General features: G+C 42.4%; 16 protein-coding genes. 12 read left to right on the top strand and 4 right to left on the bottom strand.

Going from position 1 to position 18,233, the window contains the following annotated elements:
- The first annotated feature begins 4 nt into the window (after window positions 1-4).
- The 6 genes from CWD77_RS08150 (at window position 5) to CWD77_RS08125 (ending at window position 5,990) form a co-directional block, all read left to right on the top strand.
- Entirely contained in the window at window positions 5-1,180 is a 1,176-nt protein-coding gene (locus CWD77_RS08150) for a CynX/NimT family MFS transporter (protein ID WP_101073076.1), read from the top strand.
- 17 nt (window positions 1,181-1,197) lie between these two features.
- Window positions 1,198-1,743, top strand: a complete 546-nt coding sequence (locus tag CWD77_RS08145) for a D-glycero-alpha-D-manno-heptose-1,7-bisphosphate 7-phosphatase (protein WP_101073075.1) — start codon at window positions 1,198-1,200, stop codon at window positions 1,741-1,743.
- Window positions 1,744-1,870: 127 nt separating this feature from the next.
- Window positions 1,871-2,599, top strand: a complete 729-nt coding sequence (locus tag CWD77_RS08140; protein WP_101073074.1) for a C39 family peptidase — start codon at window positions 1,871-1,873, stop codon at window positions 2,597-2,599.
- Complete coding sequence (locus CWD77_RS08135) at window positions 2,577-4,043, top strand: RimK family protein (protein ID WP_101073073.1); 1,467 nt, start codon at window positions 2,577-2,579, stop codon at window positions 4,041-4,043. The genes CWD77_RS08140 and CWD77_RS08135 overlap by 23 nt, the downstream gene beginning before the upstream one ends.
- The gene (locus CWD77_RS08130) at window positions 4,040-5,293 is read left to right on the top strand and encodes a carboxylate-amine ligase (protein WP_101073072.1); all 1,254 of its coding nucleotides are present in this window, start codon (window positions 4,040-4,042) and stop codon (window positions 5,291-5,293) included. Before CWD77_RS08135 ends, CWD77_RS08130 begins: the two co-directional genes overlap by 4 nt.
- Window positions 5,271-5,990 (top strand): N-formylglutamate amidohydrolase, encoded by a 720-nt coding sequence (locus tag CWD77_RS08125; protein WP_101073071.1) that lies wholly within the window; start codon window positions 5,271-5,273, stop codon window positions 5,988-5,990. The genes CWD77_RS08130 and CWD77_RS08125 overlap by 23 nt, the downstream gene beginning before the upstream one ends.
- Here CWD77_RS08125 and CWD77_RS08120 read toward each other — a convergent pair.
- Entirely contained in the window at window positions 5,987-6,535 is a 549-nt protein-coding gene (locus tag CWD77_RS08120) for a hypothetical protein (RefSeq protein ID WP_101073070.1), read from the bottom strand. The two genes, CWD77_RS08125 and CWD77_RS08120, sit on opposite strands and share 4 nt — an antisense overlap.
- 157 nt (window positions 6,536-6,692) lie before the next feature.
- Here CWD77_RS08120 and sucC point away from each other — a divergent pair, with 157 nt between their 5' ends.
- Window positions 6,693-7,901, top strand: coding sequence for an ADP-forming succinate--CoA ligase subunit beta (sucC, locus tag CWD77_RS08115; protein WP_101073069.1), 1,209 nt, complete (start codon window positions 6,693-6,695; stop codon window positions 7,899-7,901).
- A 73-nt stretch (window positions 7,902-7,974) separates the two neighbouring features.
- Here the strand turns inward: sucC and CWD77_RS08110 are convergent, their stop codons facing one another.
- The 3 genes from CWD77_RS08110 to bshA all read right to left on the bottom strand — a co-directional run bounded on the left by CWD77_RS08110 (window position 7,975) and on the right by bshA (window position 12,380).
- Complete coding sequence (locus tag CWD77_RS08110) at window positions 7,975-9,588, bottom strand: sensor histidine kinase (protein WP_165779112.1); 1,614 nt, start codon at window positions 9,586-9,588, stop codon at window positions 7,975-7,977.
- Window positions 9,589-9,989: 401 nt separating this feature from the next.
- Window positions 9,990-11,225: a serine hydrolase domain-containing protein gene (locus CWD77_RS08105; RefSeq protein WP_101073067.1), complete on the bottom strand. Its 1,236-nt coding sequence runs from the start codon at window positions 11,223-11,225 to the stop codon at window positions 9,990-9,992.
- A 24-nt stretch (window positions 11,226-11,249) separates the two neighbouring features.
- Window positions 11,250-12,380: an N-acetyl-alpha-D-glucosaminyl L-malate synthase BshA gene (gene bshA / locus CWD77_RS08100; protein WP_101073066.1), complete on the bottom strand. Its 1,131-nt coding sequence runs from the start codon at window positions 12,378-12,380 to the stop codon at window positions 11,250-11,252.
- Window positions 12,381-12,612: 232 nt separating this feature from the next.
- Here bshA and CWD77_RS08095 point away from each other — a divergent pair, with 232 nt between their 5' ends.
- From CWD77_RS08095 to CWD77_RS08075, 5 genes are all read left to right on the top strand, one after another.
- Window positions 12,613-13,374: a YebC/PmpR family DNA-binding transcriptional regulator gene (locus CWD77_RS08095; protein WP_101073065.1), complete on the top strand. Its 762-nt coding sequence runs from the start codon at window positions 12,613-12,615 to the stop codon at window positions 13,372-13,374.
- Window positions 13,375-13,444: 70 nt separating this feature from the next.
- Complete coding sequence (locus CWD77_RS08090; protein WP_101073064.1) at window positions 13,445-14,152, top strand: tetratricopeptide repeat protein; 708 nt, start codon at window positions 13,445-13,447, stop codon at window positions 14,150-14,152.
- Window positions 14,136-15,917, top strand: a complete 1,782-nt coding sequence (locus CWD77_RS08085; protein WP_101073063.1) for a BatD family protein — start codon at window positions 14,136-14,138, stop codon at window positions 15,915-15,917. Before CWD77_RS08090 ends, CWD77_RS08085 begins: the two co-directional genes overlap by 17 nt.
- The gene (locus tag CWD77_RS08080; protein WP_101073062.1) at window positions 15,914-16,684 is read left to right on the top strand and encodes an SH3 domain-containing protein; all 771 of its coding nucleotides are present in this window, start codon (window positions 15,914-15,916) and stop codon (window positions 16,682-16,684) included. The genes CWD77_RS08085 and CWD77_RS08080 overlap by 4 nt, the downstream gene beginning before the upstream one ends.
- Window positions 16,685-16,786: 102 nt before the next feature.
- On the top strand, window positions 16,787-18,160 hold the full coding sequence (locus CWD77_RS08075; protein ID WP_101073061.1) for a dipeptidase: 1,374 nt from the start codon (window positions 16,787-16,789) through the stop codon (window positions 18,158-18,160).
- The last annotated feature ends 73 nt before the right edge of the window (window positions 18,161-18,233 follow it).

Below are 18,233 nucleotides of genomic sequence, written 5' to 3'. Positions count from 1 at the left end.
CTTCATGTCTCCCGAGCAAAACAGAAAAATTTTACTGATTACAGCCATTGCTGTTATTGCATTTAATCTGCGACCGGCTATTGGAGCTGTCGGTCCGCTAATTTATGAAATACGGCTGGATACCGGTCTTTCCAATACGCTTTTGGGAATGCTCACCACACTACCCGTACTGGCTTTTGGCATTTTCTCGATTCTGACTCCTTTTTTCACCAAAAAGATGGGGACAGAAGGAACCATGACCCTGGCTCTAATTCTGCTCACAGCCGGTTTACTTATCCGGATTTATCCGGCTCACACAGCTCTTTTTGCGGGTACTGCAGTTTTGGGAGTTGGAATTGCATTAGCCAATGTACTGCTGCCCGGCATTGTGAAAAAGAGTTTTCCAAATCGCTATGGATTAGTGACAGGTATCTATTCAGCTATGCTGGGAACCGGAGCGGCCATTTCATCCGGAATTAGCGTTCCACTCTCCGAAGGGCTGAACTTTGGCTGGAGATGGTCACTCGGCTTCTGGGCGGCCATGTCGTTCATTGCCCTGCTTATTTGGCTCCCACAAATGAGAAAAAATATACCGGTTATCGCCAATCGAAGTTTCAGGAGTGCTCTAAAACATCTGACAACTTCCGGTATTGCCCTGAATGTAGCCCTTTTCATGGGTTTACAATCCCTCACATTTTTCATTATTGTAGCCTGGCTCCCTGAGATTTTAATTGAACGCGGCATGGAAACTGCCCGGGCCGGCTTGATGCTCGCCATTGTTCAGGGATCGGGTGTATTAGGTACATTTTTAATGCCTGCATGGGCATCCAGGCGGCAGAGACAGCGTCTTCCGGTTGGCATCTTAGTCGGTTTAGAAGTCATCAGCCTGTTGGGCCTGATTTTCATCACCGATACAACCTACACAGAATTCTGGGCCTCATTGCTGGGTATTAGCCTTGGAGGCTGCTTTGGAATGGCCTTGCTCTTCATTGTTCTTCGTACAAAAGATTCAGAGACGGCAAATGAACTGTCGGGCATGGCACAATCTGCCGGATATACACTTGCCGCAATTGGACCTGCTCTATTCGGTGGATTGCACGATTTAATAGGCAACTGGACCACTCCGCTTATGTTTCTTCTGATTGTTTCCATTTTAAAATTTTGGTCAGGCTGGATTAGCGGCCGGTCGGAATACATTTAAAGTTCAAATTTCCTCAAATGAAAGCTTTTTTCCTGGATCGGGACGGCACACTGAATGTCGATTACAATTTTGTTCATAAGCCCAAAGAGTGGACATGGTGTAAAGACGCTCTGAAAGCCATTCGATGGATGAATGAAAACAAGTTCAAAATCATCGTTGTGACCAATCAATCGGGAATAGCCAGAGGACGATATTCTCTCGATGATGTTATTCAACTCCACAAATGGGTAGATCAACAACTTGAGAAGAAAGGACTCCATATTGATGATTGGTATGTTGCACCCCATCACCCCAAGTTTGATGAAAAACCTCATGATTTTGATCCTAACGATCGAAAACCCGGCACCGGCATGTTTCTTAAAGCGATCAATAAGTACGGAATAGACCCAAAACAGTCTTTCATGGCAGGTGATAAAATTACTGACCTGAAACCTGCTGTGGAGCTCGGTATTAAACCGTTTTTTATCCGATCAAGACACGAGCCCAATCAGAACAAAAAATGGCTAAAACAGTACAATATTGAAATGTTTGATACTCTTTTTGAAGCTATCAAAACCGTTTAGACCAAGAGACTAAACTTTAAAATTATTTTCTCTCCCTGATCATAATAATCAGTTTTCTGCGTATTATGCTAGTTGGTGTCGAACAATTCCGGACATCGATCAATAATAGCTTTCCCCAGGATGATACATGATCAAGATTCCCATCAAAAAACAACCCGACGAAACCACCTGCGGGCCAACTTCGCTGCACTCTCTCTACGAATACTATAAAGATCCGGTTACGCTGAGTACGGTTATCGATGAAGTTTTGCAATTTGAAGAGGGGGGTACGGTTGGAGCATTATTAGGCGTACATGCTCTTTTGAGAGGCTATAACGCTAAAATTTACACGTACAACCTTCAGGTATTTGATCCAACGTGGTTTGTTCTCGATAAGGAAAGTCTCATTGTAAAACTCAATGAACAACAATCCATAAAAAACGAAACTAAACTCACAACTGTGACCGAGGCCTATGTAAGCTTTCTGAATTTAGGCGGGAAACTTCATTTTGAAGATCTAAGGCCTGCACTGCTGAGAAAATACCTTAAAAATGGCCACCCAATTATTGCAGGATTAAGCGCTACATATCTGTATAAATCGAAAAGAGAATATGGACCTAATTCTGATTATGATGATTTGCGCGGAGAACCCGCCGGACACTTTGTCCTATTGAGTGGTTATGATCCTGAAACACGGGAAGTTCAGATCGCCGACCCTATTAGCCACAATCCGTTGGGAGAAGGGATGATTTACAGAATGAAAATTGACACGGTAATTAATGCCATTTTACTTGGAATTATCACATACGATGCCAACCTGATTATTATCACACCGAAAAAGAGTCCGAGAGATCATGAAACAACTTATCATCGTTGACAACCCGAAAAGCTGGGATTTTGATATTCCGGGTGTAGATGTTGTGCCCGCAAAAAAGTACCTGATGGATGAGATGTACAGCAAACTCAGGCGTGCAAAAGTTTACAATCTATGCAAAAGTTACAGGTACCAGTCCACCGGCTACTATGTTTCACTTTTGGCAGCTGCCAGGGGTCATACTCCCATACCCAATATTTTAACCATTCAGGACTTTAAATCTCAAACCATTCTACGGTTTGTATCCGAAGAGCTGCAGAAGTTGATTCAGAAGAGTTTCTTAAGCATTCAATCAGAATCGTTTACCTTGAGCATCTACTTTGGTAAAAATCTTGCCAAACGATATGATAAATTGGCATCACGGCTTTTTAATCAATTCCAGGCTCCATTTCTTCGGGCAGAATTTTTTAAAAAAGATGGGGAGTGGAACCTGCGAACCATTCATCCGATTTCTACCAGTGACATCCCTGAAGGGCATCGGGATTTTGTAATTGCTGTAGCTCAGGAGTATTTCAAAAAACGGAATAGAACCGCCGAGAAAAAGCAATATGTCTACGATTTGGCCATTTTAGTGAATCCTGAGGAAGAATTTCCTCCATCCGATGCCAGGGCGATCCAACGATTTACGAAAAGCGCTGAGTCGATGGGGTTTTACACCGAAATCATCACACGTGAAGATTACTCACGGCTCAATGAGTTTGATGCACTTTTTATCAGAGAAACAACCGGTGTAAACCACCACACATACAGATTCGCCCGGCGAGCAATGGCCGAAGGCCTGGTTGTCATTGATGATCCGGAGTCGATCCTGAAATGCACCAATAAAGTTTACCTTGCTGAACTGTTGACTCGACATCAAATTCCGGCACCGGAAACACTTATCATCAGCAGTGAGAATGCCCAAACTGCAGCCAAAAAGCTCGGATTTCCGTGCATTCTTAAACAGCCGGACAGCTCATTTTCGCAGGGTGTGGTTAAAGCGGATGACCAGGAAAATTACGATCGGTTGACGAAAAAGCTCTTTAAACGATCTGATCTACTGATTGTTCAGTCGTTTATTCCGACCGATTTTGATTGGCGAATCGGAGTACTAAACAATAAACCGATCTATGCCTGTCGATATCACATGGCCAGAAAACATTGGCAAATCTACAAAAGAACCGGAGATGGTAAAACTCACGCCGGAAACTCAGATACCATTCCCATTCAAGAGGTTCCGAAAAGCGTATTGAAGATTGCACTGAAAGCCGCCTCTTTGATTGGCAACGGGTTATACGGTGTAGACATAAAAGAGAAAGACGGCCAGGTTTTTGTTATTGAAATTAACGACAATCCAAGTATTGATTCAGGCTTTGAGGATGTTTTACTGAAGGAACAGCTCTACGACATCATTATCGGAGATATATTGCGCCGAATTGAGGAAAACAAAGGAGTTCGAGCAAAATGAGTCTTTTGATCAATAAAAATAAGCCCCTTCATCTTTTTGAAGGATTTGGGGTGGAGCTGGAATACATCATCGTAAACCGGGAGAGCCTCGATATCATGCCAATTTCTGATCGGGTACTCAGAAATTCTTCAGACAAAATTGTAAATGAATTAGTGCTGGATGGTGTAGCCTGGAGTAATGAACTGGCTCTGCACATTATCGAAATAAAAACTGCCGGACCCGCTAAAGACTTGTCCACCGTTGGATTTGAGCTTCAAAGGCATGTAGAACAAATTGACGCTTTGCTCGAACCTTTTGATGCACGCTTGATGCCCGGCGCTGCTCATCCCTGGATGGATCCATTCAGCAGTGTCGAATTGTGGCCACACGAGTATAACCCGATTTATGAAGCCTATAATCGAATATTTGACTGCTCAGGCCACGGTTGGTCGAATGTACAAAGCACACATCTGAACCTCCCTTTTTACGGTGAACAGGAGTTTGAAAAATTACACGCTGCCTTACGTCTTGTCTTGCCTCTTATCCCCGCAATGGCAGCAAGTTCACCTATTGCCGATTCGGAACGAAAGCCATTCCTGGATTTCAGAATGGAGATGTATCGAACCAATGCAATCAAAATCCCGTCTATTACGGGGCTTATTATACCGGAGGCAATTTTTAGCAAGGAGAAGTATCAAAAAGAAGTTCTGGATAAAATGTACAGAGAAATTGCCCCCTATGATCCGGATAAAATACTCCAGGAAGAGTGGTTAAACTCCCGTGGATTGATGCCTCGCTGGGATCGAAATTCAATTGAAGTGAGGGTAATGGATGTTCAGGAGTGTCCTACTATTGACCTCGCTATACTCGAGTGGGTCGTTGCTGTGACAAAAATGTTCATTTTTGAAGATTTATATCCTCTTGAACACCAAAGAAACTGGCATGAAGACGAACTCTACCCAATACTTTTATCAACTATAGAGCATGGAGAAAAAGCTGTGATTACCGATCAGAAATATCTCAACATATTTGGGCTTTCAACTCCGTCTATATCAGCAGGTGACCTTTGTGAGCATATTTTCAGGGAGTACATTACGCCTAACAGTTACACATCCGAAACCTCGGAAATCTTGGAGCTTATTTTTGAAGAAGGGCCGCTTGCAAGAAGAATTCTAAACTCATTGCCACAAACCATTCAAAAAAATGATTTAGTGAACACTTACCATCGATTATGTGAATGCCTGAAGTATGGAAAACCATTTATACCCTGAAATTATTATTAGTTGTGAGCATGCCGGCAACCAGATTCCTGTAAAATACCGGCATCTGTTTCTGAAGGCTGCTGACATATTAAGTTCCCACCGGGGCTGGGATCCCGGAGCTTTAGGTTTGGCTTTGACCGTTTCTGACCATCTAAAAGTCCCCCTATTTAAGTTTAACATCTCACGTCTGCTTGTTGAAATCAATCGCTCTGAAGGCCATCGAAGAGTGTTCTCTGAGTTTAGTTCGGTACTATCCGAGCTGGATAAACAACGACTCCTCGAATCCTATTATCTTCCTTACAGAAAGTCGGTTGAAGAGAAAATTGGAGAGTTAAACAGATCCGGTAAAACGGTCCTGCATATCGGGATCCATACATTTACACCGGTATTTAAGAATAAAACCAGAAACTGTGATATTGGCATTCTATATGATCCCACCCGAGATTTTGAAAAACAATATTGTAAACGTTTAAAACAACTTCTAAAAGAAAATCTGCCGCACTTAAATATCCTGAGTAATCAACCCTACAAAGGTGTTGATGACGGACTGACCAGTTATTTACGTTCTCAGATCAACGAAACACAATATCTGGGAATTGAGTTGGAGGTCAATCAACGATTTTTAAATCGGAAAAATCAATTTCCAAAGGACACCGGCCGGGCAATTGCTCATTCTATCGAGTTATCGCGCTTGAAAGCCAGCTAACTCCAGGGATCAATTCCCTCTACAATCCAACCATTTAGCGGGTGCCGCGGTGAGGAGCTGCATAAATTATAATGCTCCGGTTTATGAACCCATCCATATTGAACCATTCGGTTGGATATCATCTCAGCGTGTTTATCATGCTGTTCTTGTTTGATCAGTTTCTCGATCACGGGAGATAGTTCCCAAATATTACTGTTTCCGGCCTGATCCTTATCTCCAAATCGATCAATCAATTTCAGCATCCAATCGGCTTGCTTTGAGTGCCTTTCTGATTGCAATACCTTTAGTATCGCTTTGGAAGAAAACCCTCGAAAAGAATCAATAACATCCTGCAGTGATCCCCAGGCTGTTTCAGCAACGAACATCAAACGATCCGGTAAAATGGTGTAATCATAAATTCGAAGTCCTCTCTTCTCACAACACCATTTTAAACCATCTGTCACCTTAGAAAGGGTTGATTTTCTCAGGAAAACCGGAATGTCTCCGGCCACTTTCATTTCAATAAAATAGAGCTCCTTTGTTCTGTTTCTTGATCTTCTTCTCATATCTTTTCCCTTTAAATGTTCTCCTTTTTCTATAAGAGGCGAAATTTTGAAAAGCCTTACACAGAAACCTTTCCCTCACTTTTATTTGCCTGCTTATTTGGGTATTATTCATCCGAATTTATTTAACCAAAAAGCTGACTGATTAACCAATTGAATTATGAAAATTCACGAGTATCAAGCCAAGGAGCTATTTAAAGAAGCCGGTGTTGCTGTTCCCGACGGAGTAGCCACATCATCCGTTGAAGAAGCGGTGAAGGCTGCTGAAGAGATGAAAGCCAACGGCACAAATTTATTTGTTGTAAAAGCTCAGATTCATGCCGGGGGACGCGGTAAGGGACGCACCAAGAAAAATAATGCAAAAGGAGTTATTCTCTGCCGGTCTATTGATGAAGTTAGAGAAGCTGCCGAATCTCTGCTGGGCGACACACTGGTCACCATTCAGACCGGAGAAGAAGGGCAGGAAGTTAAAACCATCTATGTTACCGATGGTGTTGACATCGAAAAAGAGTTCTATCTTGGAATTTTGCTCGACCGTGCCAATAGTCAAAATGTAATTATGGTTTCAACCGAAGGTGGTGTTGAAATTGAAAAAGTTGCCGAAGAAACTCCGGAAAAGATCGTGAAAGAGTGGGTTGAGCCGGGAATGGAACTGTTTCCATCACAAGCTCGGCGTCTTGCTTTTGCACTCGGCTTCGAAGGCGCTGCTTTCAAAAAAGCCGTAAAATTCATTATGGCTCTTTACAACTTCTACGTTGATACAGATGCCAACATGGTGGAAATTAATCCGCTGGTTCTTACAACCGACGACGATGTGATGGCGCTTGATGCTAAAGTGACATTTGACGGAAATGCATTGTACCGCCACAAAGATATTGTAGAACTTCGCGATACTTCAGAAGAGAACCCGATTGAGCTGGAAGCTTCCAAGTTCGACCTGAACTACATTAAGCTCGACGGAAACGTTGGCTGTATGGTGAACGGCGCCGGACTTGCTATGGCAACCATGGATATTATTAAACTTTCAGGTGGTGAGCCTGCCAACTTCCTCGATGTAGGTGGCGGCGCAAATGTTGAAACTGTAAAAAATGGATTCCGCATTATCCTGGATGACAAGAACGTGAAAGCCATCCTCATTAACATCTTTGGTGGAATTGTACGCTGCGACCGAGTTGCCAACGGTGTGATTGAAGCCGTTAAGGACCCTGAAATTGCCGATAAGGTGAAAAACGTGCCGATTATTGTACGTCTACAGGGAACCAATGCTGAGGAAGCAAAAGAGATTATCGATAACAGCGACCTGAATGTTATTTCCGCTGTACTTCTGAAGGAAGCGGCAGAAGAAGTTTCAAAAGTACTGGCAGCCTAAGTCAGAGACTTTTAAATAATTAAAAATCTCCGTCACAAAAACCCCTTTCTCTTCATGAGATTGGGGTTTTTTATTATTGGTATTGGGCTTCTCCGTTGGTCGGTAATTCAAATCGAATAGTAAAAACTGCTCCATTGTCTGATTCAGCCTTGAATTCTCCCTTAACTTGTCTTGTAAAAGCGCGAATGAGTGTCATTCCCAGGGATTTTCCTGTTTTCTCTTCAAAATTTTCAGGCAGTCCCTCACCGTTATCTCTGACGATCAATGTAACTAGTGAATCTTCTTCCTCTTTTAATTTCACTTCAATTGTGCCGCTCTCTTTGTTTACAAAAGCATACTTGTAACAGTTATTCACCAATTCATTAACGATCAGGCCAATAGGAACAGCTTTTTTATTGTCAATTTTGATGGAATCAACATCGCTGATTAAATCAACTTTCTTGTATTCCGAACCCAGAGAACTCTTGATCATATTAACAAGGTCAACAATATATTCTGAGAGATCCACATCTGCGAGTGTATCCGCTTGATAGAGTTTTTCGTGTACAAGTGCAATTGATCGTATCCGGTCCTGAATCTCCTTTAAATCATTCTCTGTTATCTTATCCCTGCTATTTTTTTGAAGTTCAATCAGGCTTGATACAATCGACAAATTATTTTTAACCCGATGATGAATCTCCGAAAGCAACATCTCTTTATCTTTCAATGATTTATCAAGTGCATCGACGAACTTCTTGCGTTCCGAAATATCCCGGACATTTCCAATGATATACTTTGGATTCCCACTTTCATCACGCAGCAGAGTTCGCTTGTTATAAACCCAAATGTATTCGCCGTTACTTTTTTTAATGCGGAACTGAGTATCAGAAGCCAATCGATTCTCTAAATCATCAGAGTTGTAGTTTTTGACTTCTTCCTGCATCGCTTTCAGGTCTTCCGGATGTGTAAACTCAAGCAGGAATTCAGCCCCACCTGCTTTCATTTTTTCGATATCGTAACCGAGCATCGTTTCGGCAGAAGGGCTCATATATACATATTTACCTGTCTCAAGGTCCATTTGATAGATCACATCCTGCGAGTTGTTTAAAACACCTTTAAACTTCGCGTCCGACTCCTCCAGCTTCTCCGCCCATTTACGAATGGATCCCATTTGCAGGTAAGTAAATGCACCCAGCATAAGAACCAGAATCATAATCGCAGCCAAATTGATTCTGTTTACAATGTTATCGACCCAGATTCCCGCCTCATTTATAGATGTGAAAAATTGCTGATCAATAGAGGTGATCTGTTCAGAAATTGCAAAAACCCTGATCAAATATTCTTGTCTCGTAGCCTGATCCAGCTCACCATTTTCAGATAGATTTACTACCTCATCTGCAACACTTTGCAGTTCTGCTACTTTTTGATCGGCTTGCTCCCAAAGCGTAATTAAATTCTGAACAGATTGCCTGTGAGACAAAAACTCATAAAGCCTGATCAGCTCAATTGTACCATAAGGCTCACCTTCTCCAAGATGCAGGTACTGAGCAATTTGTTCTCTTTCCTCGTAGTCAGAAGTCATTAACTCACGGCCGCGTCGAAGATTTTCAACCACTGCCACATGATCATAAAAAGACTCAATGTGTTCAGGGTTATCGGTATGAATAAACTGAACAATTTCATTGACAGCTTGCTGTTGAGACTTCATAAATTGGCTGCTTCCAAAATTGAAGGAGCGCATTCCAATCTGCAAACTGCTGCTATAATACTGAACTGTATACAGAGCTCCCGCAAGCAGCAAAAAGCTGAGTACCAACCATACCGTTGTTTTGTTCCGAGAGTTAAACCAAGCGCTTAATAGCATGATTTTTTAACCGTAAAATAGCCTGTCTTAGTTTTCAAGCTTATTACCCTAATATCTTAATCTTTTATGGGTTGATTTCTGAAGTGAAATCAAATGCCTAGCTTTGAAAAATACAATATTTACCGAATTAATCTACCCCTTTACCCGTATAATATTATCTAATAAACTGTTCACTCTCAATACATCTTTCTGTTCAGAAATTGTACACTCGATTATAAAGATCTATAGTTATCAGTGTACTAAACTTAATGAAAAACGACTTTTGATAATTCCGAACGGATATCCCTTAAGTTCGGATAATTTCCATTTTCATTAACACCAACGTGCTGTCTGTTGGTCAAAAATATATAATACATGTTACCATTCGGACTCAGAACAAAGTTTGTCCCGGTAAACCCTGTATGTCCGACGCTGCCGGGCGGAAGCTCTTCGGCATTGAGAAAATCCGGATCCATTGCCCATCCCAAACCATTTCCAAATTCATCCTCAGAAATAAATTCGTTAATGGTTTCAGGTGAAATCAATCTGTTATCATCCCAATTACCATCATTCAGAACAAGCTGAAGCAGCCTGGCCAGATCTTCAGCTTTTGCAAATAGGCCCGCATGACCCGCCACACCATTAAATGTATAAAACGCATTACCGTCATTAACTTCTCCCTTTAAAGAGTACTCTCTCCATTCATCCCAAAGCTCGGGATCAATATCTATTTGGTAGCCAAATTCATCATCATAAACCATCTTCTTCTCAAACGGATTACCGTGAGAAGTAGAAACAATTTGATCTGAAATAGCTGGTCCGAGACTAAACCCAATCCGGGTCAGACCAAGTCGTTCATATAGCCTCTTATTTAAATAGTCTGATAGTGATTCACCGGATTCTCTTTCAATTATTTCTGCCAATACCATGAATCCTAAATCACTGTAACGGCGAGTTTCTCCGGGAGTTCCAATCAATGACTGATCTACAACCCATGGAATAAAATCTTCCGAATCTGAAAGAACATAGTAGGTAGGATACCACTGTAAAAGTCCCGAGGAGTGCGACAACAGATGACGTATTGTAATATCAGAGTGAGAATCCGTTGCAAATTCATCAATATAATCGGCTACCGGGTCATCCAAGTTGATTCGGCCATCACTATGCAGCGCCATGATTCCATAGGTGGTTCCGAAAATTTTAGTCAGGGAAGCAATATCAAATAGATGAGAGATCGTCATACTGTCCGGTTCCTCAACCACAGATAGGTCTTTATCATAAAGTGTGGCATATCCGTATGCTTTCTGATACAGAATCTCCTCATCATTCCCAATCAAAACAACGGCACCCGAATATAGTGACTCGCTCAATCCCTCCTCTATAATTTCATCGACTTCAGGAAACTCCTCGTATGAATCTGTCTCCTCTCCTTTACCACAGGAAACTGCGAAAAGAATAAAAGTAAAGATGAATAGTAAATTGGTCCGGCTCAAAATTCCCATATTATTTACGTGTCGAAATTCTCACTACATGTTCGCCTTTACTTCCAAATAATACTCTTCATAGATCGATACAATCTTGTCGATCTCAAACAATTCTGCGCGCTTCCGGGCAGCTTTAGACATTTTTTTGTGAAGTTTCTCATCCTTTAAGATTTTGGTGGCAAGACGCCCCATACATTCCACATCTCCCAATTCACAAACATACCCGGTTTCACCATCAATATTGACTTCCGGCAAGCCACCAACGTTGGAGCTTATCACCGGAACACTGCAGCTCATGGCTTCCAACGCAGCGAGACCAAACGTTTCACTGCCTGATGGAATCATAAACAGGTCAGCAATAGAGAGAACCTCTTCTACCTGTTCCTGTTTTCCTAAAAACCGAACGTGTTCACACACCTTCAAATCCCGACATTTCTGCTCAGCTTTTGAACGATCCGGGCCATCACCGACCATGAGGAGCTTCGAAGGCACACCATTTTTTAGTAGCTGTGCAAAAGCTTCCACAACATCTGTAACCCGCTTCACCTCCCTAAAATTAGACACGTGAGTTATTACTTTTTCTCCTTCGGGACATATCGCTTTTTTGAAATGCTCTTTTTTGGATCGTTTAAACCTGTCCAAATCAATGAAGTTTGGAATCACTTTGATCTCTTTCTTGATATCAAAAAGTTTGTAGGTCTCCTGCTTCAGATATTCTGATACGGCCGTAACACCATCACTCTGGTTGATTGAAAAATCGACAACTTTTTTATAGGTGGGATTACTCCCAACAAGTGTAATATCTGTACCATGCAGAGTTGTTATAACTGGCACTTTACAGGAGTTCTCATTCACAATCTGTCGGGCAAGGTATGCACTTGTAGCATGCGGTATTGCATAGTGTACGTGTAGTACATCCAGATTAGCATACTCTATTAACTCAACCATTTTATTGGCAAGGGCCAGATCATAGGGAGGATATTCAAAAAGCGGGTAACTGCTGAGGTCTACTTCGTGAAATGTAATATCTGTGCGAAGTGTATCGAGCCTGGCCGGCCGGGCATAACTTAAAATATGCAGATTGTGTCCGCGATTGGCCAATCCTTTAGCCAGTTCGGTTGCTACAACACCACTGCCACCGTAGGTGGGATAGCAGACAATACCAATATTCATATCAATCTTTTTTAGTCGTTATTTCCATTTCATGTTGAAGGAATATTAATCTGAACTGAATGTACCAATATCCTCACTTTGCTCTAAACTGAACTTTAAAACAAACCCCGTTGATGATTCGTTTTTAAAACAGAATAAAATTATTTCAATGCATTGTATCCATTAGGGTAAATTTGACAATTCCTTTATATTTAACCCTTCAAATTCCTCTTTAATAATAGAATAGACACTTATGGCAGGACATTCCAAATGGGCTAACATCAAGCATAAAAAAGCCAAAGAAGATGCTAAGCGAGCCAAAGCTTTTACCAAGCACATCCGAGAAATAACTGTTGCAGCTCGTGAAAGCGGAGGAGACCCTAGTGCAAACCCAAGGTTATCTCTGGCCATAGAAAATGCCAAAGCCGTAAACTTACCTAAGGACAACATCGAACGTGCCATCAAAAAAGGCACTGGTGAGCTTGATGACGGGTCAGGGAATTATGAGGAAGTAACATATGAAGGGTACGGACCCGGTGGGATCGCCTATTTTGTGGAAGCTACCAGTAATAACCTCAACAGAACCGTAGGGGAAATTCGACACATTTTTACAAAGCACGGCGGAAACCTGGGTACAGACGGATCGGTGGCCTACTTGTTTGAACAGAAAGGTTCCATAAAAATAAGTGCCGATGGACTGGATGAGGATGAGTTTATGCTAACGGCTATTGATGCAGGCGCCGAAGATGTAAACATTGAGGAGGAATTTTTTGAAGTGATTACATCGAGGGAGCAACTGTTTGAAGTTCGTGAAAACCTTGAGAACAATGATATTAAAGTTGAAAGCGCCGAACTTATCCGCATACCCATGACGGAAGTATCTGCCGAGCCTGATACTGCACGGAAGAATCTTAGAATGATGGATAAATTTGACGATAATGACGATGTATCCAATATTTTTACCAATATGAAACTGGATGATGAAACGTTGGCTCTGCTCGACGAAGAATCCTGATTTCATCTATACTTCCTGAACTCTTCCGACGTTAGTTCAATCGACCGTTCGACTATATCTGTGATCTACCATGAATAAGCTGATTCTTTTATTTATCGGATTCATTTTTCTTGCATCCTCGCTAAGTGATGCAAGAAAAGCCAATGAAGCGTTTAAAAATGGTGATTATGAACTCGCAGCCCAGCTATATCGTCAGGCGATAGACCAAAATCCTGATGATGCACGACTATATTTTAATCTGGGTAATGCACTCGCCGAAGCCGGATATCATGAAGAGGCCATGAGTGCTTTTGAGCAGTATCGGGGTATGACAGAACCTGCCGAGCAGAAGGCCTTGGCTGATTATAATCAGGGTAAGATTTTGTCTGATCTTGAAGAGTATGATGAAGCAATTTCTCATTTCAAAGATGCACTCCGAAAGAATCCTAATGATGAGGATGCTCGTTTCAACTACGAATTGGCTCAACGAAAAAAACAGCAGAAGCAACAAGAGCAGGAAGATCAGCAGCAGGATTCAGATTCTGATGACGAAGATTCTGAGAGTGATGAAGACCAGGAAAGCGATCAAAACCAGGATCAGGATCAGCAACAGGATCCTTCAGAACAACAGCCCCAGGATCAACCTCAAAATCAGGACGGGCAGCCCGAACCTCAAAATATGAGCCGTGAAGAAGCTGAGAATATTCTCGATGCATTAGAACAGCTTGAAAAAGATTTGCTAGAGAACCGAGAAAAAGAAGCAACCGATAGCAGACCGCAAAATGATAAAGACTGGTAAAACGTTTTTTGCTTATTGGTGTGGATTATTGATCATTTTGCTCTTCCCAAATCTCCTGGCTGCGCAGGATTTTTCGCTTGAAGCAACAGTTTCCGAAAACAAAATCTTTGTCGGGGAGCAGTTTAATCTGAATATAGAAGTCAAGGGTTCATCCATGCGTGATGTTTCCCTGCCAACTCTTCCTCAGTTGTCCGGAGTTCGCGTTTTATCATCAACTCCCTCACGAAGCACAAGTATCTCCATTGTTAATGGAAGAACAACTACCAGTACCACCTACAGCTTCTCACTCATCGCGCGGGATACCGGTTTGCACACCATTCCGCCCGTTTCTATTCAGATAGACGGAGAAACCCGTACCACAAGCCCCATCCAGATAGAGATTATTGAAAAGGGCAATCTCTCTACAGATAGCAGCCGACAGCTTCCGGATATCTTTCTGGAAGTTGAACTGGATGATGAAAATCCGGTTACCGGTCAGCAGATTGTAGCAAGTATCGTTCTCTATTTTAAGCAGGGTATTGAAATCACATCTTTTCAACCTACAGCCGGGTGGAAAACGGATGGATTCTGGAAAGAAGAGCTAGAAAATATTCGTCAGCCCGAACCCGAGTCCGTCATTTTAAACGGCGTGCGTTACCGTACTGCAACCCTGCTTCGCTATGCGCTATTCCCAAGCAGAAGCGATTCACTTACCCTGGCGGAATATCCCATGAGCGTAGGAGTTCGTACCCGACCCGCGAGAAATGATCCTTTTGGCAGTTTTTTTGGCGGTGGCACTAATCAGCGAAGAGTTTCTCTGGAATCTGAACCTGTAGAATTGAACATTCGTCCACTTCCGGCTGCTAAATCCGATGCTGTTACTATCAACGCTGTCGGGGAATTAAGCATTGAACGCCGGCTGAATCGCAATGAAGTGATTACTGGCGAATCGGTAGAGCTCATCACCACCATTCGCGGAACAGGAAACATTCCATTGGTGCGCCGGCCGGAATATAATTTACCGGATGGCCTGGATCTCTACACCCCACAGGAGAGCAGCAATGTTGAGCGAAGAGGACTTAATATTCGCGGTGAAAAAACGTACACAGAACTGTTGGTTGCACGAGCTCCCGGCCAATTTACTGTTCCTGAAGAACAAATTGCTGTATACGATATTCAAAATAATCGCTATCGATACATTACACTACCTGCTGTTTCTTTTGTAGCAAATCCGGGCACTGAATCGGCTTTAACCTCAGCGAATCGTTCCGTCTCAGGAAACCCTCAGCCCATTACAGGTCTCGCTGTTTGGAATAGTAATGAGACACCACCCTTTCACAGAACTCCACTCTTCTGGATTCTGCTTGCCCTTCCTGCTGTTGTACTCATCGCCGGATATCTAAAAAAATCTCAATTAGACCGGCTCCACTCAGATCGGAATTATGCACGATCGCACCGTGCAATAGATAAAGCGAATGAGCGCATCAATCAAGCCAAGGAGGCCAAAGAAAATCAACAACCTAAAGAACTTTATAACCATCTACACAAAGCATTGGCAGGATTTATCAGCGATAAAATTGGATTACCAGAAGCGGGTTTGTCAGACTCCCAACTCATCGAGAAAGTAAAGGAAAAGGGTGCCTCGCCGGAAATCTTAAAGTCTATCAAACAACTGCTTAACAAATGTGCTACCATAAGCTATGCCCCGGCAGGATCGTTGGCTGACCAGCAATCCGATATTGACAAAACTGAACAGTTAATTAAGGATTTGAAGAAGCTGCTTTGAAAAGATTAATCGTTTCAACATTTCTGCTCTTATTAACGGCTCACCTCCTTTCTCCGGTTGCAAATGCACAGCAAGCACAATTCGACCGTGCTACCGAATTCTTAACAGAGCAGAACTATCGTGAAGCCATTTCTGAATATCAAACTATTGTAGAAAATGGTCATCAATCCGGTGCTTTATGGTTTAACCTTGGCATTGCTTATTCACAGCTCGATTCCTTAGGCCTGGCAAAATATTATTTTCTAAAAGCTGCTCATTACCCTGAAACCGAAAGGGAAGCACTAGCAGCCGTTGATTTTGTAAACGATCGCTTCAGCAGAAGATCTGCCGTGTTACCACCTCTGCCATGGGACCGTTTTTTCAATTACCTTGAACATGACGTGGGTATAGAATCCCTATTTGTGATGGGTTTTATCTTCCTCTACATCGGGATTCTGAGCCAGTTGATTTTTTGGTTTTATAAAAAACATCAAACCTACTCTTACCATTTCAGCATTAGTTCTTTATTCATGTCGTTGGTGCTATTCGCCACATCATACTATGTTCAGTATCTTGATAACAGGTACGACACAGGAGTTATGATTGATAGAGAATCCGTTGTTTATCAAACTCCCGATTCAACCTCAGCTGCAATTAGCACTGCCTTCGAGGGATATACGATGAGAGTAGATAATAGCACCAGTAACAATCATCAAAATTGGATCTATGTCAGGCTGGAAAATGGAATGGCGGGATGGGTTCAGGATAAATCTGTTAAGCTATTATAGCATTCTCAGATTTTCAAACTCAGCTTGAAGCCCAATCCAAAATGACTTTCGGCCGCTAATAACGTATCTTTTTTTAAATAATCTAACTGACAAAATCGATTTATGAGTTCTGTAGAAAAATATATAAAGGAAAACGCTAAAAGTTTTGAAGAACAACTATTTAATTTTCTCCGTATTCCAAGTGTAAGTACGGATTCCAAGCATAAAGGAGACGTAAAAAAAGCAGCACAATTTTTGATTGATCAGCTTAATGAAATTGGACTTGATAAAGTAACATTGCATGAAACGGAAGGACATCCAATCATCACAGCAGAAAAATGTCCACACGAAGATCGTCCTACTGTTTTGATTTACGGACACTACGATGTGCAGCCGTCTGATCCCGATGAACTGTGGGAAACACCGCCGTTTGAACCAACCGTAAAAGACGGACGTGTTTATGCTCGCGGTTCCAGCGATGACAAAGGGCAATCCTTTACTCACGTAAAAGCCATTGAGGCATACATGAAAACCGGAACTGATCTGCCGGTAAACGTGAAGTTTATTCTGGAAGGTGAAGAGGAGATTGGCTCGCCAAATCTGATTCCGTTCATCAAAGCGAATAAAGAGCTGCTGAAATGTGACATGGTATTAATTTCAGATACAGCCATGTTTGGTGAAGATCAACCATCCATCACCTACGGACTGCGCGGATTGGCTTACATGGAAGTTCATGTTACCGGACCAAACCGCGACCTTCACTCCGGGGTTTTCGGAGGAGCCGTGGAAAATCCCGCCAACGCTCTGGCTGAAATCATCGCTAAGCTGAAAGATGAAGATGGAGTTATTCAGATTCCCGGATTTTACGATGATGTGGAGCCGATGACAGCCGAGATGCGGGAAGCATACAAGCAGTTGCCGTTTGATGAGAAGGGTTATAAAAAGGATTTAAATCTAACGGCTCTTCATGGGGAGAAAGGTTACGGCACTTTAGAACGTGCATCAGCCCGCCCTTCACTGGACGTAAATGGTTTATGGAGTGGTTACCAGGGCGAAGGAGCTAAAACCGTTCTACCTGCTAAAGCGGGAGCAAAAATCAGTATGAGACTGGTGCCGGATCAGGAACCGCAAAAAATTGCCGAGCTCTTTTCAGATTACGTCAACTCCATCGCGCCCGATACCGTTACTGTAGAAGTTGAAGAGCATCATGGTGGATACCCTGTAGTTATTGATCTCGATTTCTATGGCTTGAAAGCAGCTGCCAAAGCTTTTGAAGAAGTCTATAACAAAGATGTTTTGTTTGCACGTGAAGGCGGTTCCATCCCTATTGTTGCGGATTTCAAAAAGGTACTGGGAGTAAACTCTATTCTGATGGGGTTCGGACTGACCAAAGATGCCCTGCATTCGCCAAATGAGAGTTTTTCTCTGAAGGATTTCCACAGAGGAATCCAAACTTCTGCAAAGTTCTTTGAACTGCTGCCGGAGTATTCAGAGTAAGAGATTAAGGCCTCCCCCCTTCGAAGGGGGGAATTCCAACAAAAAAGCCCCGATCTGAAATTTCAAATCGGGG

Source organism: Rhodohalobacter barkolensis (genome assembly GCF_002834295.1).
Lineage (GTDB): Bacteria > Bacteroidota > Rhodothermia > Balneolales > Balneolaceae > Rhodohalobacter > Rhodohalobacter barkolensis.
This window is presented reverse-complemented; position numbering and strand designations above follow the sequence as displayed.